The following is a 26,993-nucleotide window of genomic DNA, read 5'->3' on the forward strand; positions in this document are numbered from 1 at the left end:
GGAGTTAGTTTCATGGCGGTGGTTTAGGGGCCATCTCGGGGATAAGGGGTGAGGGTATTCACGCGGCGATCTCCTGGTTGTTGTCGCGGTCCTCGTCGATGACCCCAGCGGCGATGATCTCTTTGGTCTGTGCCAGGCTGGTCAGTGACATATAACGCTTCTGTTGGATCCAGTCATCGTGCTGTTCGGCCAAAACCGCCCCAACAAGGCGCACAACAGCGTCTCGGTTTGGGAAGATTCCTACGACATCGGTACGCCGGCGGATCTCCCTATTGAGCCGTTCAGTGGGGTTATTCGACCAGATTTTGGTCCACACCGCTCTCGGCGCAGCGGTAAACGCCAACAGCTCGTCGAGACACTCCTCGAGGTAGGTGGCAACGTGAGGAAATTTCTGCTGGCAGAATTCAATAACCTCACGAGCTTGGGCCCACACACTAGCGGCATCGGGTTGCTGAAAGATTGTGTGAAACATCGCTGACAGAGTCGGCCATTGGGTTTTGGGAACCTGGGCCGAGAGGTTCTTCGCGAAGTGCGTTCGACACCGCTGCCAACTAGCCTGCGGCAGGCAGTCACCCACGGCTGCTTGAATACCAAGATGGGCATCACTAGTAACGAGGAATACCCCGGTCAGGCCACGGGCGATGAGGTCCCGAAAGAACCCGGTCCACGACGCGGTAGATTCCGCGGTGGCAACCTGCATGCCCAAAAGCTCTCGGTAGCCGTCAGCGTTGACACCTGTGGCCAGCAACACGCTGGTCTTTACGACACGTCCTCCTTCCCGCACCTTCATTGTCAGCGCGTCGCAGGAGACAAAGTGGTAGGGGCCTTGGTCAAGCCGGCGGGTGCGGAAGTCATCGACCATGTCATCGAGTTCTTTGGCCATCTGGCTGACCTGAGACTTCGACAAGTTGTTGATCCCAAGGGTGGCCACCAAGTCGTTCATCCTGCGAGTGGAGACTCCTTTCAGGTAACAGGTGGCGATGACTGTGGTCAGGGCACGCTCGGTGCGGCTGCGGCGCTCTAGCAGCCAGTCAGGGAAAAATGCGCCGGTGCGTAGCTTCGGGATTGCCACATCAATGCTGCCGACTCGGGTATCAAGTTGGCGATGACGGTAGCCATTACGTGTGTTGGTGCGCTCGGCTGACACGGTGGCGTAATCAGCCCCGCAGACGGTGTCTGCTTGGGCGGAAAGAATCTGGTTGATGAAGTCAGTGAGCATTTGGCGCATCAAATCTGGGGACGCTTGAGTCAGTAGCTCTTCGAGATACGCGGTCGGATCGATATGATGAGGGTCAGCGGCCATCGCAGGGTACTTCCTTTCGAGGATAGGTAAGAGTTGATTCGAAAGGTACCCGCGATGGTCGCCTTCATGCACACCGGCACAAGACTTACCGCGGGCTACAGATACACCACGTTAGGGGACGCAACCAGCATGGAGGATCGATGTCTCGAGACATCACTTTTTGTCGCGGCCGGGCAAATTTAACTTCAGAGTTTTCTACCGGATCGATGTAATGAGACATTAGTGCTGGTTAGACCGGAACTATCTCATAAGACATGCGGAACGATGTCTCCGAACCAGACACACTCTGGGGCACCGTGTCATGAGTCGCGACATGTTTGACAGATGAGTCGCGACGTCGTTGACAAACCGGCATCTCAGTTGCTTTTTGTTCTGGGGTGTCGGTTTCTTCGATCGGACGGACAGTGCAAGGGGCCATTGTTCCAAGCAGCAGTATCAAGACGCTGTAAAGAACACTTACGCCCAACAGTCGGGGAACTTCTCTCTCGGATTTTAGAAAGGGCCTTAGGTCCTAAGTGGCCACACTTTGTGTCGACGCCACCGGGCTGCAGTATTGATGGCGTACAGCTTTGACGATGACCCTAGTGCGGTTGGGACTATTCATAGTGTCAAACATGCCCCGACTCACCAGTCAAACATCACCCGACACGGTAAGGTATCCCTAAGCGTCAAATATGTCGCGGCTGATCTGTCAAGCATCACGACGAATCCCTCAGGCACAGACTGTCAAATATGTCATGAACTCAGACACACTCTGGGGCACCATCTGCCGCCCTGAAGCATCATCTTCTTGGCGCATCAAGACATTCTGCGCGCAAATTTTTCACGCTAGCCAAACGCGTGATTATAGCGAACAGCCCCCTCGGGGGTCTCTTGCCCAAACGGCAGGACAGTAAAATACTCCGCCGGCGCGCCAGGAAAATGCACTCCTGGTACTTGCTTGAAGCCGAAGCGGCAGTAATACTCCGGATCCCCTAAAACAACTGCGCCGGCAGCACCAGCCTTCTTTAACTGGTCTAAAGCGGCTTTCACGAGCTCACTGCCGATGCCAATTCCCTGCTGGTCCGGCAGGACTGATACGGGACCAAGACCGAACCACCCTTCCGTGGAACCAAACGTAGCTGGGGACGCTGCGATATGGCCCACGACTTGCTTATTCTTCTCCGCTACTAGGGACACGGTCAGCGCGTTATCATCGCGCAGTCTAGCGACAACATCTTGCTCCGTATGATCCGAATGCTCGACTGGGCGAAAGGCCACTTCAATCACTCGGTGGATGGACTCTATATCGTCACAGGTTTCAGGGCGAAGGGCGACCATTAGTTCTCCATTCTGAGTCTTCGTCTTGTGCTGCAGCTGCTCGCTTTGGTCATTGAAATACCGCTTCGAGACTACGCTAGGCCTGTTTGTGTTTTCTGCGGCCCGGGAGTGCGTCAAATATGTCCCGACTCACGAGCGTGATGCTCCTATGTTGTGTCAAGCTGATTTGAGAAGTTCTTCATAAGCCAACCTCAACTCCGGCAAAGGGCGCTTGCCGGTTTCGATATCACTGATTCTCGCCGGGGCACACCCGAGTTTTTCAGCAACCTGGGCTTGCGATAACTGCCTCTCGATCCGTCGAGCTTTGAGTTCATCAACCTCTACCTGGCCCGTTGGAAGAACGGCCTGACCCAAGCACAACACCCGGTAGACCTCCCTGACAATGGCGCGTTTCAGACACCGTAAGATCTCCTTTTTCGACAATCCTTCCTTGGTGCGTTTGGCTACGTAGTCCCTGGTGCGTTGGTCATGATGCATCCGCACCAACGCGATCCGATGCAACGCAGAATTCGCCCGACGATCACCACCCCGGTTGAGACGGTGCCGATGAGTCCGTCCAGAACTAGCCGGAATCGGTGCGGCCCCGCACAGATGAGCTAATGCTGCCTCGGAGTGAATCCGGCCTGGATTATCCCCCACACTGACAATCAGATCAGCAGCCACCACGGAACCACACCCAAATATCGAGGTCACATGCGGATTGATCATCTCAACCAGGATACTGATGTGTTTTTCCAGCTGCGTACCCTGTTTCTGTAAATCACGATAGGTGGTGGCTAATGTCTTCAACGCGAGGAGCACCCCATTTCTGGGGTCGGCCAGGTCAGCTGATGGTCGGCACCGGGACAAGGCCTCCACCATGACCAATGTGGACATCGCACTATAGCGGCGTCGAATCTCATCGGGTGCTGTGACCAGCAACGATTTGATCGTTGTCATCAGTTTCGCTGCTGTCATCACGAGCTGACGGCGGGTGATCTGCAACCCACGGAGGGATTCCACTGGCCCGGAAGTGTCTTTCGGGATGCTTAAGGCTTCCCCGGTGAGCACCTGGCGGGCGGCAGCGACAGCATCAACGGGGTCTGATTTGCCGTCCCGGCGTCGGACGGCCCGGGTAGGGCGTAAGACTTCTACGACTGAGTATTTCTGGGTGCGAAGGTGGCGTGTCAGGCCTGCTCCATAGGAGCTGGTTCCTTCCACACCGACGGTGGTGACACCGTAGGTTGCCATGAACTCTGAAATCGCCACGTAGCCAGGGTTGGTGGCGGGGAAGGTGTCGGTGGCGATGTGCCGGCCGGTGTCCGAAATAACGGCAACAGTGTGGGTATCGGTGTGGGTGTCGATTCCGGCAACGGGGCCGGTGGGGCAGTCGAAAGTGGTAGACATTGGGGATCAGGTCCTGTCTGTGAGCAAACGTGCGGGTGACCCGCGATCCGGGGTTTCCGGGCAGACAAGACGCTGATGGGACGACTACACTAGACACCTGCCGGGGTGGTCACGGTGGAGACGTCACGCTCCTATAAGGTCATGGGCGGATTCACCAGATTGCGGTACAGGGTCGGAACTAACATGGAAGACAGATCACGCTGAAGGCACATGAGGAGATCATGGCCAGTCAAGAAGTGGGTCATTCCACGTGGTTCCGATCCTGTATTCCCATTATCAGCGTCAAGTTGTTTGTGTGTGTGGGGCTAGGTTTATAGGTATTTGTCGAAGCGGTCGGGGTAGGCCACGGCCATTTGGTTGATGGCTTGTTTCCAGCCGGAAACTCGGGCTCCTTCCATGAGTCTGCCGGCTGTCGCTGAGACTCGTTTGCCCTGCTTCGCCCTCTTGGCAGCTCGTTTGTCCTCGATATTGCAGATCATCAGCCACAGCGTCTTGAGCGCTGATTCATCGTTGGTGAAGTGCACCCTGTTGCGGGTAGCTTTACGCAGTTCATTGTTGAATGATTCAATCGAATTCGTCGTATAGATAACCTTTCTGGCCGCTGGTGGGAACTGCAGAAACGGTACGAAACGCGCCCAAGTATCTCGCCAGACCTTGACTGAGCGTGGATACTTTTCTCCCAATTCAGAGGCTTCAAAATCGTCTAAAGCAGCCTTAGCTGTGGGTTCATCCGCGGCGGTGTAAATCTTTTTCAACGCGGCCGATACACCCCGGCGATCCCCATAGGCTACCCACCGGTTAGCGGCACGAATCAGGTGCACGATACAGGTTTGCACCATAGAGTTCGGCCACGTTGCCTCGACTGCTTCAGGCAGGCCTTTAAGCCCGTCACAGCAGACGATAAAGACATCTTTGACCCCACGATTGGAAAGATTGGCGGAGAGTGTCTGATGTAGAACCTGACCCGTTAGGCCCGAGCATCGTAACTCAACAGCCTCCCCTATTGCAGTATTCCTACATTGACTACAAATACACGAGACAGATCTACCCAAAATTCGTGCCCCTGAGATGTGTGAAAAGAATGAGGACTGCTGATTGAAGCAGATCACCAAGCCCTTTACATAAAGACTGAGAGGTCCCTACAAAGCCAAAGTCCCGAAAAATCCGCCCAGACTAAAATTAATGCACAGACACAATCGTCCTTGGCCAGAGTTCAACTCCTTTTAGAAAGATGCAACTCTCAGATTTGTTTTAAAATTCCTTATCCGGTCAACCAAATCCTTCTCACGGTCGGAATTTTTCAATCCCTCTCTCCTTCATTCAAAGTGGTCAATCTACTTTCGCACTCTTCCTTTCGCTGATTCATTCGCTGAATGTAATCAAGAATCTCAAAATATCGGGATTCGGCTCGGGTTTTAAGTTGCCTCTTTATCCCCACTATGCAATTCGATTTTTTGGAGGAAAGAAAATGCTGCACCCACGCGAACAAGGCTATTAACGACAGCACACCCCCCACGAATAACGTTACAGCTATTTTCTTGTTTGTAATTTCTAATACTTGATAATTAAAAGCGATTAAGGCCAAATCTACTAAAACGATAACCAGTAACAGCCAAAAGAGAAACAAAATAATTGCAACGTAGATATCAAAATCGCGAGATTTTCGGGGAGAAATTCTCCAGCCGATCCTAAGTAATCTAATATGATGAATTAAAATACCGGAAAGTACTATAATTAGGATCCCTTCACAGACTACACTGCGATTCAGTTGCGATGACGATTCGACTTCACCGCGGATACTAGGATCGAACACAGCTAAGCCCAGGTAAAATACCAGTAGACCTACAATTGCACTAACCGACGCTTTAAACGTTTGACCTTTTGGTCGCTTTACTGACTCCCAATCTGCATCGGCTAGCTTCAGCGTTCTCATAATTGGCGAACTTAGAAAGTTATCTTTATCAATCTCGGCCGAACGAATACTATCCTCAATAGACGAAAGCTCGATTTCGAGCTCTCCCCTACTATCCGGCAGCACATGCTCCCAAAGAGCCGGCACAAGCACCAAAATCATTAAGACTACAAAATGAGGTATCCATTCTGAAGTAAACAAAAGGGCTGGGTTCTCTACCCCTATGCTCGAAAAGCTTCCCTCAAGGCCATAAAAAGTCCTAAACCCGCCCTGTAATTCAAAAGCTCCTGAAATTCCTGCAAATACTGGCGCAGCCCGCAACAGAGCCATCTTGCAATTATGAGCAAGAATTCGGGCGCTTTTACTACCCCTATCTTCAATTATCTGAAGTACAACTGGCACCAAAGCTAGTACCCCAATCAGCGTCGATAAATCTAGAGGATTCGAATGCCGCTCAAACATTTCCTGAGACTTATCTTCGGGAAAGATGTTCAGGAAGAATGAATCAACGAACGCTAAGGCAAAATAGGAATATATTGTACAGGCAAAGAACAACGCCAAATCCCGGCTTATTTTCTTTTTCATCATTCTCACCCTTCGAAACAGTCAATTCCCTTGACGAAGCAGGGTTTGCCCAAGTCTTCAGTAGTGCCTGAAGATAAAACTCAAACAAATCCTTTCCACACACGACCAAAAGACCGATGCTAGCCAGTGCGCAAAACGTCAACGTCAAGCAGTTAAGATTTTACAGGAAGTTACCTAGCCCTAAGATAGAAGGACCCTGCAAAGTGAGCACCGCCGAGCTAAATCAGTCCGTCGTGTGGAACACCGCCGACAAGTACCTGCGCTCCATCGTCGAGCCTGAGGACTACGGCGATTACATCCTGCCGCTAACTGTCCTGCGCCGCCTCGAGTGCATCTTGGCTCCCACCAAGGACAAGGTCGTAGAACTGGCCACCAAGCTCAACGCCGAAGGAATGAGCGAGGCCTACTTGGATTGGGAAGTAGAGTCGCAGTTCGGCCTGTCCTTTTACAACACCTCGCAGCTAGACTTGACCCGCATCGCGGAAACCGACGACCACGTGCTTGACTCTCTCATGGATTACGTAGCTGCGTTTTCTCAGTCCGTGCGCGACATTTGGGATGCGTTCGACTTCGAGGTAAAGATGCGCACCCTCGATCAGGCTGGTCGTCTGTGGCCAGTGATTAAGCACTTTTCCACCATCGACATGTCGGTCGAAGCGCTGCCGGACGCGCAGATGGGTGACCTATTCGAGCACGTCATGTACCGCGCCTTTAATACGAAGGGCAAAGCCGCGGGTGCCTTCTACACCCCACGTGACGCGATCCGCCTCATGGTGGACATCCTGTTTGCCTCTGATGACCTTGGCCTGACTTCCCCCGGCGCGTCGCGTACTGTTTACGACCCCACCGCGGGCACGGGCGGCATGCTGCTCGTAGCAGAGCGCGCGTTGAAGGAACTCAACCCCAACATTGAGGTTAACCTCGCAGGCCAAGAGCTAATGCCCACCGGCTATGCCATCGGCAAGGCCGACCTGCTTATTCAAGGCGGTGAGCCGGACGCAATCCGTCACGGTGATACCTTGCTCACTGACCTGTACGAGGGCGAGCAGTTCGAGTACATCCTCTCCAACCCGCCGTTTGGCTCCGACTGGTCTGTACAGCAGTCCGCAGTCAAAGAGCAGGCCAAGGTGCCTGGCTCCCGCTTTAGTCATGGCCTTCCCACCAAAAGCGATGGCCAGATGCTGTTCTTGGCGCACGTGGCCGCCAAGCTCATGCCTGCAGGTGAGAACGGATCCGGTGGTCGTGGCGCGGTGGTATCCAACGGCTCGCCGCTGTTTACTGGCAGCCCTGGTTCCGGTCCTGACCAGATCCGCGCGTGGCTGCTAGAAAACGACCTAGTGGACGCAATTATCCAGCTGCCCACCAACATGTTCTACGGCACGGGCATTTCCACCTACGTCTGGATCCTAGACACCAACAAGGAAGACCACCGTAAGGGCTTTGTACAGCTTATCGACGCCTCCGAATGCTGGTCTGTCCCAGACAAAGGCCTTGGCGACAAGCGCCGCGAGATGCGCGAGGCCGACCGAAACAAGGTGCTGCAAGCCTACAGCGACTTTGCCGATAGTGAGATGTCCAAGGTCCTCACTCCAGACGATTTAGGTTTCCGTGATGTGAAGGTCACCAAGCAGGCACGGCTAGGAGTTCAGGTCACTGACGAAGCAATTGATGAGGTACTAGCACACAAGCAGGCCGTTGATGCACACGCCGACGTAGTGCGCGCGGTGGCTGACACTTCCTACAACGACCTCCCGGACGCGCTCAAGACTGCGGCCAAGGAACACGGCGTGAAGATGCCCGCCACGCTTATCGACGCCATCTCCAAGGCCATCGCCGTCTCCTACTCAAACGCAGAGCCAGCAGTAGACCGCAAGGGCAACCCGGTTCTTGACCCGTCGTTCACCATGACCGAACGCGTTCCTCTTACCGAGGACATCGACGAGCACATGCAGCGCGAAGTAATCCCATTCGCGCCCGAAGTCACTTGGGATGCGACCAAGGCTGTTACCGGCTACGAGATCCCGTTCAAGCGCGTGTTCTACACCCCAGAGCCGGTTCGTCCCCTAGCCGAGATTGATGCCGACGTAGCCGAGGTCATGGGTCGTCTCATGGAGAAGTTCGGGCAGGTGAGGAAGTAATGGACGAGACTAACCGTCTGGCACCGCTTTGGAAGTTCGCGGAGGTATCACCACCTACCCCAGGGTTCACAGAACTCACACGCAACGACGAAGTGACCTTTATCCCCCTAGAAGATGTTTGGCCGACGCACACTGCCGAAAACTTTCAAACCGTCGGCTGGGAGACTCGTCTGACGGGGTACACGCCCTTTAGGCGCGGAGACCTCCTGTTACCCAAGGTCACACCCACGGTGACACACGGTCGAACCATGATTGCCGACATCACCACCAATCTGGGCGTTGCTTCCACTGAGGTTTATACAGTTAGAACCCGACCGAACACTGACCCACGCTGGCTAGCTTATGTGCTGGTAGAGACTGAATTTCTGGGACTCGCAGGGGCTTCCGTACAAGGCACCGGAGGTTTGAAACGTATCAGCACACAATTCGTGGAGTCTTATCCACTTCCCGATGCCACGCCAGATGAACAGCGCGCCATCGCTGACTACCTCGACCGTGAAACCGCCGAGATTGACGGGATGCGCGCCGATTTGGACGAGATGGAGCGGCTACTGACAGAAAGAAAGCAAACGACCGTTACTGAGTCCATTGCGGTTTTAGAAGGCGACCCTAACGGTAGAAAGGCCAGTCTGAATTCAGTAGCCGAGCTCATTTCATCAAACGTGGACAAGAAAAGCCGCAAGGGTGAAAAGCCAGTTCGCCTCGTCAACTACACCGATGTTTACTATGGCGACATCCTCACAGCTGATGAAACGTACATGGCGGCAACCGCTACTGCGGAGCAGATTCAGCGTGTCGGTGTAAAAGACGGAGATGTAATCTTCACCAAAGATTCCGAAACTGCTAATGATATAGGTATCCCAGCGTTAATCAGCAAGCCTGACCCTGACATGGTATGTGGCTATCACCTCACTATTGCTCGCCCACGTACCTCGCTTGTTTATCCCCGATTCCTTTACTGGGCGTTCATGTCGGGGCAAACCAAAAGGTATTGGGAAAAATCAGCCAACGGTGTAACTAGGTATTCAATCGGCTCTACCGTGACGGCTGGTCTCCGCATCCCCCTACCTCCCCTCGCCGAACAACGCAGTATCGCGGACGAAATCGACCGTGAGACCGCCGAGATTGACTCGATGTTGTCAGACATCACGAAGTTGCGGGACTTGCTGGCGGAGCGTCGCGCAGCGGTGATTTCGGCAGTGTTGATTGGCCAGATTGATATTCCTGTTTCCCCTACCCACAAGGACGAAGCCCATGCCCAATCGTGACATTATGCGTGAAGAGCGCTTGGAAGAAACTATCTGCGAATCGCTTCAGGCAAGCGGCTGGATCTATGAGCCAGGGATGAAGGACACTGGCTGGAATCCGCGTCTTGGTCTGTTTCCGGCTGATGTGCTGCACTGGCTGGAAACCCAGTATCCCGAGGACTACGCCAAGGCCGTGCCGCAGGACGCGACCGAAGCAACGCGGGAGAACGCACAGAATTTGCTGCTGGAATACGTCGCCAAGCGGCTAGAGTCCGCAACCCGTAAGGACGCCCAAACCGGGCGCATCCGCGGGGGTTTGTTGGGAACGCTGCGCGAGGGTTTTAAGTACGCGCAAACTAACGCACGCTCGGCGACCTTCGGCCCAATGGTGGCATTCCCACCGGCAAATCCATTGAGTGTAACTGCAGCCAAGCGTGCGGAAGAGAACCGTCTGCGTATCATCCGCCAGGTGCATTTCGAGCCCGGCAGTAACAAGACGCTCGATCTCGTTGCTACGGTCAACGGCATTCCGGTGGCCACGTTTGAGCTAAAAACGGACAACACCCAATCCGTGGCACAGGCAATGAAGCAGTATCGCAGCGAACAACGCAAACCTTCGCAGAAACGCCGTGTGCTGCAGCCGGGCCGCGCGCTAGTCCACTTCGCGGTCTCGAACGACGAGGCTTACATGACCACGGTGCTCAAAGGCGAGGAAACTGACTTCCTGCCGTTCAACCAGGGACATGACGGAGCAGGCGGTAACCCTCCAATTGCGGGCAAGTCCGCGACTTCCTACCTGTGGGAGCAGGTATTGCAGCCTCGGCTCCTTCTACGCATCTTGAGCGACTTCGCTGTGTGGGAACCGGATTCACAGGCCGGGCGCGGAACGCAAGGCAAACTTATTTTCCCGCGCTTCCACCAACTGCGTGCGGTGGAGCGGGTGACAACCGACGTCGCCAAGCGCGGTGCTGGCGGCCGCTACCTCATCGAGCACTCCGCGGGCTCTGGCAAGACCAAGACAATTGCGTGGCTGGCCCATCGTTTGATTAGGCAGGTAGCCGATGACGGAACCAAGACGTTTGATTCCGTCATCGTCGTTACTGACCGCACTGCGCTGGATACCAATATCCGCCAAGACATGCAGGCGCTCGCCGCTTCACGCGGCCTGGTGGTCTCCGTAGGTGAAAACTCCGGCTCGAAGTCACCCCAGCTGCAGCAGGCGTTGGTAGAGGGCGGCCACATCATTACCTGTACGTTGCAGACATTCCCGTATGTACTCTCGCTCCTTGATAGTGACCCGGATATTCAAGGACGTAACTGGTGTGTGATTGCCGATGAAGCACACTCCTCACAAACCGGTTCCTCCGCCTCGGCGCTGCGTGAACTGCTAGCAGAAGTCGACGTGGATGAGACGGAAGAATACACCGCCGATGACCTGCTTGAGCTGCGCCAGGAGGCAGTAGCTAATGCTTCCAATATGACGTTCGTGGCGTTTACTGCCACTCCCAAGGGCAAGACCCTGCGCCTGTTCGGTTCGCGGACCCCGGATGGCCACTACGTCGCTTTCGACACGTATCCCATGGGCCAGGCTATTGCCGAGAACTTCATCATGGACGTGCTTACCAACTACTCCACTTACACCATGTGGGCGGAAGTCCGCGATGAACTAGGCCGAACCGAGGAGGTAGATCAGTCTGCCGCAGTCACGGACATGGTGCGCTTTGTCCGCCTGCATCCGACCTCCATTGCCCAAAAGGTAGAGGTGGTTGTAGAGCACTTCCGCCGCAATGTTGCCCACCACCTTGATGGCCAGGCCCGGGCCATGGTGGTGACCTCATCGCGCAAGGCCGCAGTGCACTGGGCGCGTGAGATGAACCGTTACATCACCGCGAAGGGCTACGGGTTCCATTCGCTGGTGGCCTTCTCCGATTCTGTAACCATGGAAGACGAGCCAGAGCCTGTTACCGAGGTAAGCCTCAACGGCGAGTCCGACGTGGAACGCGCGTTTAAGGATGATGGCCGGCCTTACCGCGTGCTCATTGTGGCGAATAAATTCCAAACCGGCTTCAACGAGCCGCGCCTATGCGCGATGTACGTGGACAAGCACCTCTCTGGTGTGGCAACGGTACAAACTCTATCTCGCCTGAACCGAATCTATCCGAAGAAGCCCGCTCCGATGGTGGTCGATTTCATCAATGATCCCGAACTCATTGAGGCCGACTTCAAGCGCTACTACCAAGGCGCTTCGATTGATACCGACATTGACCCAAACTCGCTGCACACGCTCGCCGATGAACTCGATACCTCCGGCTATTACGATCCCGACGAGATGAACAAGGTCGCCGAAGCCTATATGGCCGGCGAAGACCCGGAAAAGCTACGCGGTGCCGCTGATGCCATCCTTAGCCGCTGGCGCGAAGACCGCAAGTCAACCGACAAGGACACCGTCGAGCATGCGAAGGACTTTAAGGCTCACGTACTAAAATATCGGCACGCCTATGAGTTTCTCTCCCAGATCATTGCTTACGCAGATGCCGACGTCTCGCGCCGTGCCATGTTGTGTAGCGTTCTGGAGCCGAATCTGCACATAACAGAGGACGTCGAAGACGAAGATTTCCTGACTGGTGTCACATTGGCTGGCGTTGCCATTGCGCAAGGTGAAGTCGAAGAAGATCACCGCGTTTCCGATACCGAGCCAGAGCCGCTCAAGGTACCGGAGTTCACGGTCCGCCTCGGTGAGCCCCAAACTCCGTTGCGCAGTGCATTCGACGAAGCCGTTGAAAAGGTCAATGACCTGTTCTCACTCGCGGGTGTCGACGTCGATAGCAGCGAAACCGGACAGATGATTGTTGCCGCATGGGGAACCCTCTCCAAGCAGCCGGTTGCGGTAAAGCTCGGCAAGGAAAATACCAAGGAGCAGCTAAAGCGCTCCAAGAAGTTCAAGACCGAAGCCACGCGTGCGATCTTTAGCGGCATTGAACAGCGCAAGCAGCGCGATGCTCTGGTCTCTAGCGACCGCAACGTCCTCGAGAGTCTGGTCGATGCCTTGGCTAACATCATGGCGTCGGCGAACGAAACTGGGCAGCTAGAAGAAGGCTAATAGAAGGAGTGGCCTTGCGGAAGTATCCAAGCGTGAACTTTCAGCCGGGCCGGTCGCCTTTCAAGCGTCAAAGCCAGTCTACTGATTCATCCCTCCGAAGACGTCGATGTTGCTGGAGGCTTCGTCTATTTAAGCGATCCGCGCTCTGCAGCATCGCCCTGACCCGCAGCATTGCGTACTTGCAGAGCACCAACAAACCCCAAAGCTAGGAATGCGGACGCAGCAAGAAGGGAGTAGACATCGGCGTCAGTATGGTTGCTGGCAGTGCTACACCATGCCGTCCAAGACGATAGCACCGAGGCCGACGGAGAGAACCGCGAGATCTATCCAGTCTCGCCGAGTAGGCGCTACGCCCTTTTCAGTGTCAGCCTCGGCCATCGTTAGTCGCCTGCTACAGCTTGAGACTTTGCTTCTTGGGTCTCGCTAATGGCATTGCCAAGCGCTGCAATGAATGCAATTAGGCCCACCGTGATGAGAATGTGTCCAAGACCAGCGATACCAGAACTCATTGCAGAGGACTCCTCCCCTAGTACGGTCAGACATCCGTGCCAGATCATGACACCAACGGTAACGACCACACCGACGTTATAGAGCCAGAAGAATGCGTTGAACTGACCGCGGCTGCGCGACAGACTAAAGACTTTCTCCAATACCAAAAAGATAAGGCTCATCATGAAACCGAGCGCTAGCAAGTGAGTGTGCGCCACGCTGAGCTGAGTGAACTCACCCGCGGGGAAATCATTGGCACGCGTGAATTCACGGTAGAATACGCCAGCACCCAAGCCCAACACGAGGTAGAAAATAGATGCCCAATACAAAGCTTTCATGGTCATTCTCCTTCCCAACCGTTGCCACGGCTGGATTAGCGATGGATCAAATACTCTAAGGACTCATCTTTCTGCATTCGTCCCCATTTTGAATCACAGGGCTGGTTGAAGCTGCAATCAACCAGTCGGTTGACTGTTTGGTCCATTAGATAAAGAGGAGGCCGACCCTCATTAGGGATTTCATCAATAACCACCGCATCCTCCAAACACCCGCTCAAGGGTCCTAAAAATTTACTGCACGTTTACATCGATCCCAAGTTTTCTTAACTTCAGTACAGTTAGATTGATGTTCCTGATCACTACTCTCTCTGGAGGAACTCCCACGATGAAGTCGAAGCACACTTCTCTCTCTGCCATAGCCCTTGCTTCAACCGTCCTTCTTACTTCGTGCGGCGAGCCTGCGTCCGACCAAGAAGATTCACAGGCAACCAGCGATTCAACCTCCATAACCGTCTATACCTCCGAACCAGAAGAAAAGGTCGATGAAATCAATGCGGCCTTCAATGAGGAATACCCCGATATCGAGGTCAATGTATACCGCGCTGGCACTGGTGATTTGAACGCCCGCATCTCTTCAGAGAAGCAATCTGGCGACATTGAAGCAGATGTTTTCTGGGCGGCCGATGCGCCTACCTTTGAAAATTACGCCGAGGATGGCGACCTCATTGAGCTGGCCGATGTCGATTCCGATGGCATCATCGACGAAGCCAAGGACGACGAGAATTTTTATGTTGGCACGCGCATAATCCCTACTGTAATTGCTTATAACACCGACGAAATCGCAGAAGGGGATGCCCCGACCTCGTGGGCGGATCTCACCGATCCGAAGTACAAGGACAAACTCGTCCTGCCGAACCCAGCGGTCTCAGGTGCAGCGGCTTTCAACGCCTCTGCGTGGAAGAATAATTCGGATCTCGGAGAAGCGTGGATCGAAAATCTGGGCAAGAATTCCCCGATGATCGCAGAGTCCAATGGCCCTACCTCCCAGGAAATCGCCTCCGGTTCCAAGCCCGTGGGCGTGGTCGTCGATTACTTAGTCCGCGACCTGGCGGATAAGGGGTCCCCAGTTGCCCTCGCCTACCCCACCGAAGGATCACCGTATATTTCTGAGCCTGCGGGCGTATTCAAGGACTCCAAGGAACAAGAAGCAGCACAGAAATACATCAACTTCCTGCTTTCAAAGAAGGCACAAGAAATCGCCGTCGAGCAGTCGTACCTCCCGGTGCGTGAGGACGTGGGAACCCCAGCAGGCACCCCTGAACTCACAGACATTGAGCTCATGGACCAGGACTTGGGGAAAATCACCAAGGATAAAGACGCCGCCGTCGAGGTATTCCAAAAGGCAGTGTCTTCCTAGTTCTTGGTGGCCCACTTGTTGAAAAATCCCTCCGTATCCGCGCTACGCGTTGGCGTGTGGCTGATTGCCATTGGCCTGTTCATCGCGCCTTTGACCCTTGTTGTCTCCCTTGCACTGGGCGGAAACCAAATTCCCGTCTTGCTAGAGCAAGGGCTCGGCATCGCCACATGGAATTCGTTATTTACCACGGCGCTTTCGGCTCTCGCTGCCGTCATCATCGGCACCGTTATTGCCATCGCGCTAGACCGCACAGATATCTACGGCTCTTCGGTACTGCGCCTATTCTTGCTTTCGCCTCTCTTGGTTCCGCCATTTATCGGAGCGATCGCCTGGATTCAACTCTTCGGCCCGAATCAGGGCTTGAATAAGCTTTTTGAGTTCGAAATATGGAATATCTACGGCGCAGACGGGGTCATTGCGCTGATGACTATCCATTCTTTTCCCACGGCATATGTCATCATTTCTTCAAGCTTGCGCTCCATCTCCCCCGATTTTGAGCTAGCCGCCCGAGTATCTGGGGCTTCCGTGATGACAGTTCTGCGCACGGTCACCCTTCCACTCCTGCGCCCCGCGCTATTGTCCGCGTTCACTCTCACAGCAATTGCTAATCTGGCTGATTTCGGCATTCCCGCTATTATCGGCTCGCCGGCTCGGTTCGAAACGCTCGCGACGATGATTTACCGGTTCATTGATTCCGGCACCGTATCCAACCCCTTACAAGTGGTCTCGACCATCGGCGTTGTCCTCTTATTTTTGGGAATCGGCGCAGTAATCATGGACTATCTCACCTCCCTGAAAAACTCGTCTTCTACACATGACTCCGGAAGTCCGGCGCGTTTCGCACTGCATTCGGCGCGCTGGCCGGTCACGATCATCATGTGGGTGTGCGGGCTCGCCATTTCCATTGGCCCAATTCTCGGTTTGGCCTACCGCGCATTGCTGCCAGCTCCTGGGGTTCCATTTACCTTAGAAACCATCTCGCTGGCGAACTTTAGCAGCGCTTTATCCAACCCGCGCGTCATCGACGGACTCAGTAATTCCGCATTTCTGTCAATAACCGCCGCGATAATCTGCGGGGTTCTTGGTTGGGTCATCGGAATTCTAGTGACCCGGACTCAGGCACGAGGAAATACGCTTTTAACCCTTTCTGCGCTGCTACCGAGCGCGCTGCCTGGGCTTATCATCGGTGTCGCCTGGCTGATTGCCGGGCGCTATACCGGGCTGTATAACACCATTTGGATAATCCTTATCGCCTACGTCTGTGCTTTTACCGCACTCGTTGTCCAGGCCGTGCGTGCCCCGCTAATAAGCACCCCGGTCACCGTGGAAGAAGCAGCGCGCATTTCCGGCGCCACGCCGCTTAAGGCGCTATTTACTACCACCGGCGCGATGACCATTCCAGCGGCGATATCCGGTGCGGTGCTCGTAGCGGTGACCGCGATTCGAGAACTTACTATTTCCGTACTCCTCGTCGCACCCGGAACGACAACACTGGGTGTCCAAGTCTTCAACCTGCAACAGGCAGGAAATTATAACCAGGCATCGGCACTCGCCCTGCTCTTTGCGCTACTTGGCATCATTGCCGTCGCACTGACTATCCGTGCTCCCAAGGTAAGGACTTAATAATGGCGAAAATTGCAACTTCCCACCTCACGGTCACTTTTCCGGACGGAACCACCGGCCTGCGCGATATCAACCTCTCCATCGAACCTGGGGAACTCATTGCACTCGTTGGCCCGTCAGGCTCCGGTAAAACCACGCTCTTGCGCACCATCGCTGGTTTTATTTCTCCATCGTCAGGTGAGCTTTACATAGATGGCCGGCAGATGACTGCTATTCCTCCCGAGAAACGCAGCATCGGCATGGTCTTCCAACAGCACGCGATCTGGCCGCACATGTCTGTTAAAGACAATGTTGGCTACCCGTTGCGCCAGGCGAAAGTAGCAAAGCCCGAGCGCGAAGAGCGCATTTCTGAGACTTTAGCTCTCGTGGGCCTGCCAGGATTCGAGAACCGTACTCCGGACAGCCTTTCTGGTGGGCAGCGCCAGCGCGTTGCGCTGGCCCGGGCGATCGTTGCTAATCCCAAGGTTTTATTACTGGATGAAGCTCTTTCAGCCCTCGATGAACCATTGCGCGATAATTTGCGCCGCGAGCTGGTAACCCTGACGCAAAAGCAACGCCTAACCACGGTGCACGTCACCCACGATCGCGCCGAGGCGCTGGCAATCGCAGATAGAGTCGTGGTTCTAGATGGCGGCGAAATCCAGCAGATTGCTACCCCACAACAGCTGCTGGAAAATCCCGCAAGCCCGCTGGTCGCGGGATTTATTGCGGATGCCACAATAGTCCAGGCCGCTATCTCAGGAGGCCGCGTCGAGTGCCCAACCCTTGGCATTTCTTGGCCATTGAGTGAAGTCTCCGTGCGGGGCGAAGGCACTAAGGCCGCCATCTTACCGCACCACGCAACAATCGTGGAGGAAAACCATCCAGGTGCCACGGTTCCAGCAGTAGTTGACTCTGCCATTTACGAAGCCGGCCACTACTCCGTTACCGCCACCCATGGATCGGGAACCACATTCCGCACCACCGCGGACGATAAGCCAGCGATGGGACAAACGGTGCGCATCCGCTTCGCGCCGCCCTTGGTTTTTTAGATCACCACCCCGCAAGAACTATGACCAGCTCAGCGATTGCACGGTGCCGCCGTTTTGCAGCGGTTACACCCGCCGTCTTAAGCATAAAATTTTAGGCTAATACCGATCACAGCCGACACGGAACGCTGGTTATCACACCCATCTTCATCACCATGCTCTCGGAAGGCAGTGTCGTATATTGTCTGAATCCGCTTGAGCTCTAAGCCATAAGTGAGAGCACTAAGCAATCTTCCATTGACCTTAACGGCGTGGAAATTTCGGTATATCCGCGCCTTCAATCCGGATGACGCCAGCATCCCGCTCGTCCGCCGGGAAAGGCTAGTTATCGTTGGAGGGGCACATGCTGGCGGCCGTCGCGGGGTCTTCCGAAGTGGAGGCAGACGTCGTAACATCCCAGCGCGCGGAGCCAGAGGCGTTTGACGTGCACGTAGAGGGCGACCGCATAAACGAGGATGGCGCATCACGCCTGTCGGAGGTGCGAGTGGGCTTCGATCTATCGTTCCCGGATACGCCGGAAGGCAACCAAGCGCGCAAGCTGGTGGACAATCTGATCCGCATCTCCCACGAGTAGGACTGCACGGTATCGCGCACGGTTGAGAACCCCACGCGAGTGCTGTTTAGCAATGACTCGAAATAGCTCCCTCAAAGTAAATGTTCGACATGCGGTTTCACTCCGGGGATAATTCCAGACCCCTTGCTATGGTGCAGTTGTTAACTACTGTGACAAATGTGATTACTGCAGGAGCTCAACATGTCACCATCTTTCTCCCGTCGCGGCCTATTTAAGGCCGGCGCTCTCGCGCTGACCGCAGGCGCCATCGGTTCTGCTGTTCCGAATGCAGCGGCACTCGGACCGGTGCGCGGCACCATCATCGATTTCTCCGCCGGCGTACCTTCCCCGCAGGCAATTAAGAATGGCGGCCATATGGGCGCAATCCGGTATGTCTCCGACAAGCGCCCCGGCGCTGCGTGGATGACCGGCAAGCCGGTAACCCTCAAGGAGACTAAGGCCAATGCGGCAGCGGGTCTGCCCACTGCGTCGGTATACCAATTCGGCCGTGCGGAAACCGCCGATTGGAAGCAGGGCGCAGCGGGCGCTGCAATTCACGCACCGAAGGCGATTGCGCTGCACAAGAAGGCAGGCGGTCCTACCAAACGCCCGATCTACATCGCGATCGACGATAACCCCACCCGCGAGCAGTACACCCGCCAAATCCGCCCCTACCTGCAGGCATTCTCCAAGACGCTAGAGCTGGCCGGCTACCAGACGGGCATCTACGGCAACTACAACACCATCGAGTGGGCGATACAGGATGGCATCGGCAAGTACTTCTGGATGCATGACTGGGGTTCCAACGGCAAGATTCACCCGCGCACCACTATTCACCAGCTGCCGCACGGCAAGCAGCAGACCATTGGAGGCGTCATCGTTGACGTCAATGAGGTCTATGCCGAAGACTGGGGACAGTGGACGCCTGGCAAATCCGCGGCACCTGCACCGGCAAAGAAGCCGACCACCAAGAAACCACAGCCAAAGCCGCAGCCGCAGACCAAGGCCCCAAGCAATGGCTCGTCCGACCTAGTCAATCAGCTGAGCTCACAGCTACAGAGCAAGCACCCAGAGCTACCGGAACTGCCCCAGGTCACCGCCAATGGCGTGACCTTTAATGGCAAGACGTTGAGCAACGATCAGGTTCGCCAGCTGGCGAAGATCGTCGCAGAAACGGTCTCTAAGGCGCGGTAATACTATTTCTTAGAGGGCTCGGAGGTTTTCTCCGAGCCCTTCTTTTTGTCTGCGGACTTCTTTTTGGACGTGGTGGATTCGCTAGTGGGCTCCTTGGATGAGGTCTTGTCCTTCTTGTCCTTCTTGCCCTTGCCGGATTTCTCGTCCTTGTCTTTCTTACTGGAGGAGGTAGTAGAGGTCTCCGAGGTGGAAGTCTCAACCGGTGGGACGTCCTCGCCATCTTTGTACTTGAGGAAGCGCTCAGTGGCCTTGCCCAGATTCTTCCCCGTCACCTCGTCCTTGACGTAGTCGGTGAGGTCATCGGATGAGCCGGTGATAGAGGCTGCGGCGACGAAGTTCTCACCAAAGGAGACCGAGGAGTTAATGGACTTGTCATTGGACCAACCCCACTTGCTGCCCACCACGTTGGAGAGCTTGGCGGTGCCGTAATCCTGGCGGTAGCCGTCCTCTGAGATGGGATCGGCATGCGCCATGGCTACGAGCACCGGGTGGGTTTCATCGCGGTCAATGAGCTGCGAGATGAAGCTGGCTACGTCATACGTGGAGGTTTGCGAGTAGCCCCACTTCTCGCCGGCCTTGGTGGATTCGAGGTTGAATTCATCGGCAATCACGTCGATGGAATCCGGGTACTTGTCAAAGAGGTCTTCGGCAGACTTATCGGAGGAGCTGGCGATCATATCCAGCGCCTCATATTTGTCCTCGTACTCGCCCTTTTCCATAACGTAGGTGGCGATATAGAGCTTGATGAGGCTTAGCGCCGGGCGGGCCTCGTGCTCCGAGGCAGAGCCCATGTGCATGCCATCATGCAGGCGGATATAGGTAATTGAATGACCCTCATCGCCCTCCAGGAACTCATTGGTTTCCGGTGGGACATCGCGGTTGGTGTCTGGTGCGGCCGAGGGGGCGTCGGCAAGCGCGTCGCTTTCACGCTCGCTATTGCTGCACGCGGTGGTGGTCAAGGCGAGCATACATACGGCCAAAGCGGCACCAGCCTTAACTGATGCCGCCTTGCGGGTCACAGACGTTCTAAGCACGTCCAACCACATTACCGGGTCTGTGCACTTTTCAAGCAATTAATGCTGCACGGGTGCCTCCACGCCCACGCCAGTAAGGGAGCGAACTTCCATCTCTGCGGAAAGCTCCTCAAAGTTATCCGGCTTGGTCATGATGGACACCAACCAGCCAACGAAGAAGGACAGCGGAATGGAGACCAAGCCCGGCGAGGAAAGCGGGAAGATGGCCCAGTCCGCGCCTGGGAACATGGAGCTCTCAGAACCGGAGACTGCCGGGGAGAAGAAGATGAGCACCAGGCAGGACACCACGCCGGTGTACATGGAGGCCACCGCGCCCGCGGTATTGAACCGGCGCCAGTACAGGGAGTACAGGATGGTCGGCAGGTTGGCGGAGGCCGCAACCGCAAACGCCAGGGAGACCAAGAAGGCCACGTTCTGGGTCATGGCCAGGATGCCCAAGATGATGGAGACGATGCCAAGGATCACCACGGTGGCCTGAGAGACGCGAACCTGCTCAGCCTCGGTGGACTCGCCGCTGCGGATAACCGCGTGGTAGATATCGTGCGCAATGGACGCAGAGGCGGTAATGGCCAGGCCGGCAACCACAGCGAGCACGGTAGCGAAGGCCACGGCGGAAATAATCGCCATGAAGATAGAGCCGCCAATCTCCATTGCGAGTAGCGGTGCCGCAGCATTGGCTCCGCCCGGCGCGGCCAAGATACGGTCCGGACCCACCAGCGCAGCTGCACCGTAGCCCAGGACCAGGGTCATGAGGTAGAAGGCACCGATGATAACGATGGCCCAGGTAACGGAGCGGCGCGCCTCGGTGGCGGTGGGCACGGTATAAAAGCGCATCAGCACGTGCGGCAGGCCACCCACGCCGAGCACCAGGGAAATGCCCAAGGAGATAAAGTCCAGCTTGGTGGCGGTGGTGGCGCCGTACTTCAGGCCTGGGGCCATGATGTCTTTAGCCTCGTAGCCCTTCTCCTTAATCAGCTCGGAGGCGGCGTGCATGTCGATGGCGTTATTAAACAGGGTGCTGAAGCCGCCGCGCAGGGCGATGAAGACCAAGAAACACATGATGACCACGCCGGCTACCAGGAGCACGGCCTTGATCATCTGCACGTAGGTGGTGCCCTTCATGCCGCCGACTAGGACGTAGACAATCATGAGCACGCCCACGATGCCGACGACGAGGGCCTGCCACTTGAAGTCGTGAATATCTAGCAGCACGGCCACCAGCGAGCCGGCGCCGGCCATCTGCGCGATGAGGTAGAAAAGCGTGACGAAGAGGGTGGCGATAGACGCCGCCACGCGCACGGGCTTCTGCTTCAGGCGGAAGGACAGGACGTCCGCCATGGTAAAGCGGCCGACGTTACGCATGGGCTCGGCAACGAGCATGAGTGCGACCAGCCAGGCAACGAAGAAGCCCACCGAGTACAAGAAGCCGTCGTAGCCGTTGAGCGCCACCGCGCCGACGATGCCCAGGAAGGAGGCGGCGGAGAGGTAGTCACCGGAGATGGCCAGGCCGTTCTGGCGTCCGGAGAAGGTGCCGCCGCCGGTATAAAAGTCCGAGGCCTTCTTCGTGGTCTTTCCGGCGCGCAGCACCACCGCCATGGTGATGATGAGGAAGATGGCGAAGATGGAGATATTCAGGATGGGGTTGCCGGCGGAAGTCTCGGCGGCAAGGGTGGTGGTAGTCATTAGTTGCCCTCCAATTCTTCACGGATGGCGGCCGACTTCGGCTCGATATTCTTATTGGCGTACTTCACGTAAATCCACGTGATGATGAAGGTGGTAAGGAACTGAGCAAGGCCAAAGACGAGGCCGATGTTCCAGCCACCGCCGAGCTCGGTTGCCATGAAATCAGGGGCAAACACGGCGGCAAGAACGTAAACCACGTACCCCACGAAGAAGGCCACGGTCATAGGGAAGGTAAAACTCCGGTAGGTGCGGCGCAGCTCGCCGAACTGGGCGGAGTCGCGCATCGCGATGAACTCGCTGCCAGTGGGTTCACGGCGCGAGACAGGAGTTGCAGCTACGTCACTCATAGAGCATCGTCTCCTTGGCTGAGAGGAACTTAGGTCACACGAGATAGTGTGTTACTGCTCACTATCCACGTTGATCTGTAAGTTACAGAACATTTTCTGCAAGGTTGTAAACTCTGCCAAGAAAACCTTCCACTCTCCCACCCTTTTAACCCCATAGGCTTCACTGAACTGGAATAACATCTTTAGCAAACTACCCCCGAAGGAAGAATTTTTTACCCCTTGTAAAGATTGTTAACAGCCGCTTGGCAAAAGAAAAAGCCCCCGTGAGGGGGCTTAATCTGCGATTGATGTTACTCTTCGTTGCCTGGGAATTCGCGCGGGTCATTGAACATGCGGCCAAAGCCCTCCTGGCCCTCAAGGGCGTCAATGGCGGATTCCTCCTCCGCGGTGAGTTCCAGCTCGGTGGCGGCCAAGTTTTCCTTCAGGCGCTCGGTGCGCGCGGACTTCGGGATGACGGAGATGCCCTTAGACATAAGGTACGACAGTACTACCTGTCCCTCGGTGGCCTCGTGGTCAGCAGCAGCCTGCTCAATCACAGGGTTATTGAGCACAACGCCGCGCGCCAGCGGGGCCCATGCCTCGGTAACGATGTCATTATCGTGGTGGAAGGCGCGCAGGCTGGACTGGGTAAAGCCCGGGTGGATCTCCACCTGGTTGAGCACCGGAGAAATGCCGGTGGTGGAAATTAGGTCCTTGAGCACGTCCTCGTAGAAATTAGCCACGCCGATGGACGCAATCTGACCCATACCCTGCAGGCGGGCGATAGCCTCAAAGGTCTCGTTGTACAGGCCACCCTGCGGCCACGGCCAGTGGATAAGATACAGGTCGAGGTAATCTAGCTGCAGATCCTTCAGCGACTGCTGGAATGCCCCTTCCACCTTGTGCGCACCGTGGTGGGAATGCCATACCTTGGAGGTAATAAAGAGCTCATCACGGGTGACGTCGCCGGCATCCATTGCCTGCTTCAGGGCGGTGCCTACCGCCTCTTCGTTCTTGTAGAGCGTGGCGGTATCGAAGTGGCGGTAGCCCAAATCGATGGCCTCGCGGATGACGCGGATGCATTCCTCGTCATATAGCTTGTACGTACCCAAGCCCAGCTGGGGCATTTCGCGGTCATCATTGAAAGTTACGGTTGGCACTGTCATGCCCTCCATTGTGCCGCAGTTTTTCTGACCGCGCCGAAAACGACGAAACCCCAGGGCAAACCCTGGGGTTGAGCGCTTTTAGTCGGCGCGGATGAGGTCAATAATGAAGACCAAGGTGCGGCCGGACAGCGGGTGCGCACCACCGGCGGGGCCGTAGGCCTTTTCCGGCGGGATGATGAGCTTGCGGCGACCGCCCACCTTCATTCCCGGAATGCCCTCTTGCCAGCCGGCGATGAGACCGGTCAGCGGGAACTCGATGGACTGGCCACGGTCCCACGAGGAATCGAATTCTTGGTTGGTCTCGTATTCAGCGCCGACGTAGTGGACCTCCACTACGGCACCAGGCTGCGCCTCAGCACCGTCGCCGACGACGATGTCTTCTACGACAAGGTCGGTCGGCGCTGGGCCAGACTGGGCTTCAATAACAGGCTTATCCATGGGGATTATTCTCCTTGGGAAATCTAGTTTGTTCGTGCGGTCGCATTAAAAACCGAACCGAGCTGCACCTATTATAGGTGCTACCACCCGATTCGGCTTAATTAGGCTGACCGCGGAGCGCTTTAACGCTCGCTACGCGGGGTGACCTTACGCAGGGACTCGCCGGTGTAAATCTGGCGCGGACGGTTGATCTTGGTGTTGATTTCCAGCTGCTCGCGGTACTGTGCAATCCAGCCTGGCAGACGGCCGATAGCGAAGAGGACGGTAAAGAAGTCCGTCGGGAAGCCCATAGCGCGGTAGATCAGGCCGGTGTAGAAGTCCACGTTCGGGTAGAGCTTGCGGGAGACGAAGTAGTCGTCATTCAGCGCAATATCTTCCAGCTTCATGGCCAGATCCAGCATTGGGTCGCCGCCCAGGTGCTCAATGATCTCGTGCGCGGTCTCCTTAACGATGGCCGCGCGTGGGTCGTAGTTCTTGTACACGCGGTGGCCAAAGCCCATGAGGCGAACGCCCTTTTCCTTATTCTTCACGCGGTTCATGAAGTCGGTAGCGTCACCATCGTGGTTGTTCTGGATATCTTCCAGCATCTCCAGAACGGCCTGGTTTGCGCCGCCGTGCAGCGGACCGGACAGGGCGTTGATGCCGCCGGCGATGGAGACGAACATATTGGCCTGAGCGGAACCAATCATGCGCACGGTGGAGGTGGAGCAGTTCTGCTCGTGGTCAGCGTGGAGGATAAGCAGCTTATCCAGGGCCTTAGCTACAACCGGGTCCACCTCGTACTCCTCGGTGGGGTAGCCGAACATCATGCGCAGGAAGTTCTCGCGGGCGTTCAGGCTATTATCCGGGTACATATAAGGCTTACCCTGAGAAGCGCGGTAAGCATACGCAGCCAGCATTGGAACCTTGGCCAGAAGGCGGACGGTGGCCTTATCCAGCTGCTCCGGGTCCAGCGGGTTGAGCTGATCCTGGTAGTACGCGGAAAGGATGTTAAGGGAGGAAGCCAGCACGGCCATTGGGTGCGCGTTGCGCGGGAAGATATTGAACGCGGCCTTGAAGTCCTCATCCAACAGGGTGTGGTGGCGGATTTCGCGGTTAAAGTGACTGAGCTCTTCCTCGTTAGGCAGATGACCCTTGATCAGCAGGTAAGAAACCTCATTGAACGTGGCGTTTTCCGCCAGGTCCGCGATATCGTAGCCGCGGTGGCGCAGGATGCCCTCTTCACCGTTAATGAAGGTGATCTTGGACTCGGTGGAACCGGTGGAGGTATAACCAGGGTCGAAGGTAACGAGCCCGGTCTCGTTACGGAGCTTGGAAATGTCAAAGCCGGAGTCGCCCTCGGTGGACTGCTTGATGTCCATCTCGTACTCGCCGCCTGGGTACTGGAGTACTACCTTGTTGTCTTCAGAAGCCACGGAAGTTCCTTTCTCTATGTGAAGAGTCACTATTAAGCACTAACTTAAGGAAGCTAGCTTGATACCTCTTCACACTTTAGCAAACTTTGTGACGCCGCCAACAGGATTTGGCCGGCTAAAATAACTGCCGTTCGACCGGAACTGTTCTACACTGACTTACATGAGCACACCCGAACTTACGCTGCCTGCCGACCTCCTGCCTGCCGACGGCCGCTTTGGCTGCGGCCCTTCCAAGGTTCGGCCCGACCAGCTTGCGGCCATTGACCCCGCGGTCATGGGCACCTCTCACCGCCAGCCGGCGGTAAAGAACCTCGTAGGTTCGGTGCGAGAAGGCTTAAGCGCTCTCTTCTCCCTGCCAGAGGGCTACGAGATTGTCCTTTCCCTAGGCGGCGCCACCGCCTTCTGGGATGCTGCCGCCTTCGGGCTTATAGAGCGCCACTCCGCCCACCTCACCTTTGGCGAGTTTTCCACTAAATGTGCCAAGGCCGCCGCGGGTGCACCCTGGCTCGATGCCCCATCCATCGTGGAGTCCCCCACGGGCACTGCGCCCGACCCACACGAACTCTCTGCGGAAGCGGACGTCGTCGCTTGGGCACACAATGAAACCTCCACCGGCGCGATGGCAGAAGTCACCCGCCCGCACCCCCGCAATGATCAGCAGCTGGTGGTCGTGGACGCCACCTCCGGCGCGGGTGGTCTGCCCGTGCACATCTCCGATACGGACGTCTACTACTTCTCGCCGCAAAAGTGCTTTGCTTCCGACGGCGGCCTGTGGCTCGCCGCCATGTCCCCCGCCGCACTGGAGCGGATTGAGAAAATCAACGCCTCCGAGCGCTATATCCCCACCTTCCTCAACCTGCAGACGGCAGTAGATAACTCCCGCAAGAACCAGACCTATAACACCCCGGCAATCGCTACCCTGCTCATGTTGGATAACCAGCTCCAGTGGATGAATGCCAACGGCGGCCTGGACGGCATGGTTGAGCACACTACGGAATCCTCCACCACGCTGTATAGCTGGGCCGAATCCCGCCCGGAGACCACTCCCTTCGTCGCGGAGCCGGCGTCCCGCTCGCTCGTGGTGGGCACCATCGACTTCGCCGAGTCCGTCGACGCCGCAGCGCTCGCCGCCACCCTGCGCGCCAACGGCATCCTGGACGTGGAGCCGTACCGCAAGCTGGGCCGTAACCAACTGCGCATCGGCATGTTCCCGGCTATTGAGCCGGCCGATATCGCCAAACTGACCCAGTGCATCGATTACGTCTTGGATGCGAATTAACGCATCACCCCCAACATGCCCCGCCGCCTCGCAGGCCGCGGGGCTTTTTCGCGTTATAGTTGAATGCATCACAGATATG

20 protein-coding genes and 1 pseudogene are annotated in these 26,993 nt (G+C 56.1%); 9 read left to right on the forward strand and 12 right to left on the reverse strand.

Features of this window, described 5'->3' with window-relative positions; all coding sequences use genetic code 11:
- Positions 1-58 precede the first annotated feature (58 nt).
- The 5 genes and pseudogenes from ACKFRY_RS10770 to ACKFRY_RS10790 all read right to left on the reverse strand — a co-directional run bounded on the left by ACKFRY_RS10770 (position 59) and on the right by ACKFRY_RS10790 (position 6,509).
- Positions 59-1,303: an IS256 family transposase gene (locus ACKFRY_RS10770; RefSeq protein WP_049377104.1), complete on the reverse strand. Its 1,245-nt coding sequence runs from the start codon at positions 1,301-1,303 to the stop codon at positions 59-61.
- Between the two features lie 828 nt (positions 1,304-2,131).
- Complete coding sequence (locus tag ACKFRY_RS10775; protein ID WP_408922838.1) at positions 2,132-2,623, reverse strand: GNAT family N-acetyltransferase; 492 nt, start codon at positions 2,621-2,623, stop codon at positions 2,132-2,134.
- Positions 2,624-2,779: 156 nt separating this feature from the next.
- Positions 2,780-4,009: an IS110 family transposase gene (locus ACKFRY_RS10780; protein ID WP_005324630.1), complete on the reverse strand. Its 1,230-nt coding sequence runs from the start codon at positions 4,007-4,009 to the stop codon at positions 2,780-2,782.
- Positions 4,010-4,320: 311 nt separating this feature from the next.
- Positions 4,321-4,941 (reverse strand): annotated as a pseudogene (locus ACKFRY_RS10785) (transposase); the annotation flags it as partial.
- Positions 4,942-5,309: 368 nt separating this feature from the next.
- Positions 5,310-6,509 (reverse strand): hypothetical protein, encoded by a 1,200-nt coding sequence (locus ACKFRY_RS10790; RefSeq protein ID WP_408922839.1) that lies wholly within the window; start codon positions 6,507-6,509, stop codon positions 5,310-5,312.
- A gap of 200 nt (positions 6,510-6,709) precedes the next feature.
- Here ACKFRY_RS10790 and ACKFRY_RS10795 point away from each other — a divergent pair, with 200 nt between their 5' ends.
- Genes ACKFRY_RS10795 through ACKFRY_RS10805 form a run of 3 tightly spaced genes read left to right on the forward strand, consistent with a single transcriptional unit; the run spans position 6,710 to position 12,991 of the window.
- A complete protein-coding gene (locus ACKFRY_RS10795) occupies positions 6,710-8,644 on the forward strand; it encodes an N-6 DNA methylase (protein ID WP_408922840.1) in 1,935 nt (644 codons plus the stop codon).
- Positions 8,644-9,912, forward strand: a complete 1,269-nt coding sequence (locus ACKFRY_RS10800; protein WP_408922841.1) for a restriction endonuclease subunit S — start codon at positions 8,644-8,646, stop codon at positions 9,910-9,912. The genes ACKFRY_RS10795 and ACKFRY_RS10800 overlap by 1 nt, the downstream gene beginning before the upstream one ends.
- The gene (locus ACKFRY_RS10805) at positions 9,899-12,991 is read left to right on the forward strand and encodes a type I restriction endonuclease subunit R (protein ID WP_408922842.1); all 3,093 of its coding nucleotides are present in this window, start codon (positions 9,899-9,901) and stop codon (positions 12,989-12,991) included. Before ACKFRY_RS10800 ends, ACKFRY_RS10805 begins: the two co-directional genes overlap by 14 nt.
- 380 nt (positions 12,992-13,371) lie before the next feature.
- Here ACKFRY_RS10805 and ACKFRY_RS10810 read toward each other — a convergent pair whose 3' ends face one another.
- Positions 13,372-13,818 carry a DUF2871 domain-containing protein gene (locus ACKFRY_RS10810; protein ID WP_408922843.1) on the reverse strand — a complete coding sequence of 149 codons (447 nt, stop codon included), beginning with the start codon at positions 13,816-13,818 and terminating at the stop codon, positions 13,372-13,374.
- 325 nt (positions 13,819-14,143) lie between these two features.
- On the opposite strand from ACKFRY_RS10810, the gene ACKFRY_RS10815 reads away from it, so the two are divergent.
- The 5 genes from ACKFRY_RS10815 to ACKFRY_RS10835 all read left to right on the forward strand — a co-directional run bounded on the left by ACKFRY_RS10815 (position 14,144) and on the right by ACKFRY_RS10835 (position 19,573).
- Complete coding sequence (locus ACKFRY_RS10815; RefSeq protein WP_408922844.1) at positions 14,144-15,175, forward strand: ABC transporter substrate-binding protein; 1,032 nt, start codon at positions 14,144-14,146, stop codon at positions 15,173-15,175.
- Between the two features lie 6 nt (positions 15,176-15,181).
- Positions 15,182-16,798 carry an ABC transporter permease gene (locus ACKFRY_RS10820; RefSeq protein WP_408922845.1) on the forward strand — a complete coding sequence of 539 codons (1,617 nt, stop codon included), beginning with the start codon at positions 15,182-15,184 and terminating at the stop codon, positions 16,796-16,798.
- 2 nt (positions 16,799-16,800) lie between these two features.
- Positions 16,801-17,829 (forward strand): ABC transporter ATP-binding protein, encoded by a 1,029-nt coding sequence (locus ACKFRY_RS10825; protein WP_408922846.1) that lies wholly within the window; start codon positions 16,801-16,803, stop codon positions 17,827-17,829.
- A gap of 328 nt (positions 17,830-18,157) precedes the next feature.
- Positions 18,158-18,400: a hypothetical protein gene (locus ACKFRY_RS10830; RefSeq protein ID WP_408922847.1), complete on the forward strand. Its 243-nt coding sequence runs from the start codon at positions 18,158-18,160 to the stop codon at positions 18,398-18,400.
- Positions 18,401-18,580: 180 nt separating this feature from the next.
- Positions 18,581-19,573 carry a DUF1906 domain-containing protein gene (locus ACKFRY_RS10835; protein WP_408922848.1) on the forward strand — a complete coding sequence of 331 codons (993 nt, stop codon included), beginning with the start codon at positions 18,581-18,583 and terminating at the stop codon, positions 19,571-19,573.
- 2 nt (positions 19,574-19,575) lie between these two features.
- On the opposite strand, the gene ACKFRY_RS10840 is transcribed toward ACKFRY_RS10835, so the two are convergent.
- The 6 genes from ACKFRY_RS10840 to ACKFRY_RS10865 form a co-directional block, all read right to left on the reverse strand.
- Entirely contained in the window at positions 19,576-20,619 is a 1,044-nt protein-coding gene (locus ACKFRY_RS10840; protein WP_408922849.1) for a hypothetical protein, read from the reverse strand.
- A 27-nt stretch (positions 20,620-20,646) separates the two neighbouring features.
- Positions 20,647-22,290, reverse strand: a complete 1,644-nt coding sequence (locus ACKFRY_RS10845; RefSeq protein ID WP_408922850.1) for a cation acetate symporter — start codon at positions 22,288-22,290, stop codon at positions 20,647-20,649.
- Positions 22,290-22,637 carry a DUF485 domain-containing protein gene (locus ACKFRY_RS10850; RefSeq protein ID WP_408922851.1) on the reverse strand — a complete coding sequence of 116 codons (348 nt, stop codon included), beginning with the start codon at positions 22,635-22,637 and terminating at the stop codon, positions 22,290-22,292. The genes ACKFRY_RS10845 and ACKFRY_RS10850 overlap by 1 nt, the downstream gene beginning before the upstream one ends.
- A gap of 290 nt (positions 22,638-22,927) precedes the next feature.
- Complete coding sequence (locus ACKFRY_RS10855; RefSeq protein ID WP_408922852.1) at positions 22,928-23,791, reverse strand: aldo/keto reductase; 864 nt, start codon at positions 23,789-23,791, stop codon at positions 22,928-22,930.
- Between the two features lie 69 nt (positions 23,792-23,860).
- Positions 23,861-24,220 carry an FKBP-type peptidyl-prolyl cis-trans isomerase gene (locus ACKFRY_RS10860; RefSeq protein WP_005323855.1) on the reverse strand — a complete coding sequence of 120 codons (360 nt, stop codon included), beginning with the start codon at positions 24,218-24,220 and terminating at the stop codon, positions 23,861-23,863.
- A 122-nt stretch (positions 24,221-24,342) separates the two neighbouring features.
- A complete protein-coding gene (locus tag ACKFRY_RS10865; RefSeq protein WP_302259433.1) occupies positions 24,343-25,635 on the reverse strand; it encodes a citrate synthase in 1,293 nt (430 codons plus the stop codon).
- Positions 25,636-25,795: 160 nt separating this feature from the next.
- Here ACKFRY_RS10865 and serC point away from each other — a divergent pair, with 160 nt between their 5' ends.
- Positions 25,796-26,914, forward strand: coding sequence for a phosphoserine transaminase (gene serC, locus ACKFRY_RS10870; protein ID WP_408922853.1), 1,119 nt, complete (start codon positions 25,796-25,798; stop codon positions 26,912-26,914).
- The last annotated feature ends 79 nt before the right edge of the window (positions 26,915-26,993 follow it).

The sequence above is a fragment of the Corynebacterium tuberculostearicum genome (assembly GCF_046097255.1).
Taxonomy (GTDB): domain Bacteria; phylum Actinomycetota; class Actinomycetes; order Mycobacteriales; family Mycobacteriaceae; genus Corynebacterium; species Corynebacterium tuberculostearicum_J.

Bases quoted from the DNA above. Each gene is read 5' to 3' on its own strand.
- ACKFRY_RS10805 (WP_408922842.1), top strand. From the start codon at position 9,899: ATGCCCAATCGTGACATTATGCGTGAAGAGCGCTTGGAAGAAACTATC.
- ACKFRY_RS10845 (WP_408922850.1), bottom strand. From the start codon at position 22,290: ATGACTACCACCACCCTTGCCGCCGAGACTTCCGCCGGCAACCCCATC.
- ACKFRY_RS10825 (WP_408922846.1), top strand. From the start codon at position 16,801: ATGGCGAAAATTGCAACTTCCCACCTCACGGTCACTTTTCCGGACGGA.
- ACKFRY_RS10815 (WP_408922844.1), top strand. From the start codon at position 14,144: ATGAAGTCGAAGCACACTTCTCTCTCTGCCATAGCCCTTGCTTCAACC.
- ACKFRY_RS10840 (WP_408922849.1), bottom strand. From the start codon at position 20,619: ATGTGGTTGGACGTGCTTAGAACGTCTGTGACCCGCAAGGCGGCATCA.
- ACKFRY_RS10835 (WP_408922848.1), top strand. From the start codon at position 18,581: ATGTCACCATCTTTCTCCCGTCGCGGCCTATTTAAGGCCGGCGCTCTC.
- ACKFRY_RS10850 (WP_408922851.1), bottom strand. From the start codon at position 22,637: ATGAGTGACGTAGCTGCAACTCCTGTCTCGCGCCGTGAACCCACTGGC.
- ACKFRY_RS10770 (WP_049377104.1), bottom strand. From the start codon at position 1,303: ATGGCCGCTGACCCTCATCATATCGATCCGACCGCGTATCTCGAAGAG.
- ACKFRY_RS10810 (WP_408922843.1), bottom strand. From the start codon at position 13,818: ATGAAAGCTTTGTATTGGGCATCTATTTTCTACCTCGTGTTGGGCTTG.
- ACKFRY_RS10860 (WP_005323855.1), bottom strand. From the start codon at position 24,220: ATGGATAAGCCTGTTATTGAAGCCCAGTCTGGCCCAGCGCCGACCGAC.
- ACKFRY_RS10800 (WP_408922841.1), top strand. From the start codon at position 8,644: ATGGACGAGACTAACCGTCTGGCACCGCTTTGGAAGTTCGCGGAGGTA.
- ACKFRY_RS10855 (WP_408922852.1), bottom strand. From the start codon at position 23,791: ATGGAGGGCATGACAGTGCCAACCGTAACTTTCAATGATGACCGCGAA.
- ACKFRY_RS10775 (WP_408922838.1), bottom strand. From the start codon at position 2,623: ATGGTCGCCCTTCGCCCTGAAACCTGTGACGATATAGAGTCCATCCAC.
- ACKFRY_RS10790 (WP_408922839.1), bottom strand. From the start codon at position 6,509: ATGATGAAAAAGAAAATAAGCCGGGATTTGGCGTTGTTCTTTGCCTGT.
- ACKFRY_RS10780 (WP_005324630.1), bottom strand. From the start codon at position 4,009: ATGTCTACCACTTTCGACTGCCCCACCGGCCCCGTTGCCGGAATCGAC.
- serC (WP_408922853.1), top strand. From the start codon at position 25,796: ATGAGCACACCCGAACTTACGCTGCCTGCCGACCTCCTGCCTGCCGAC.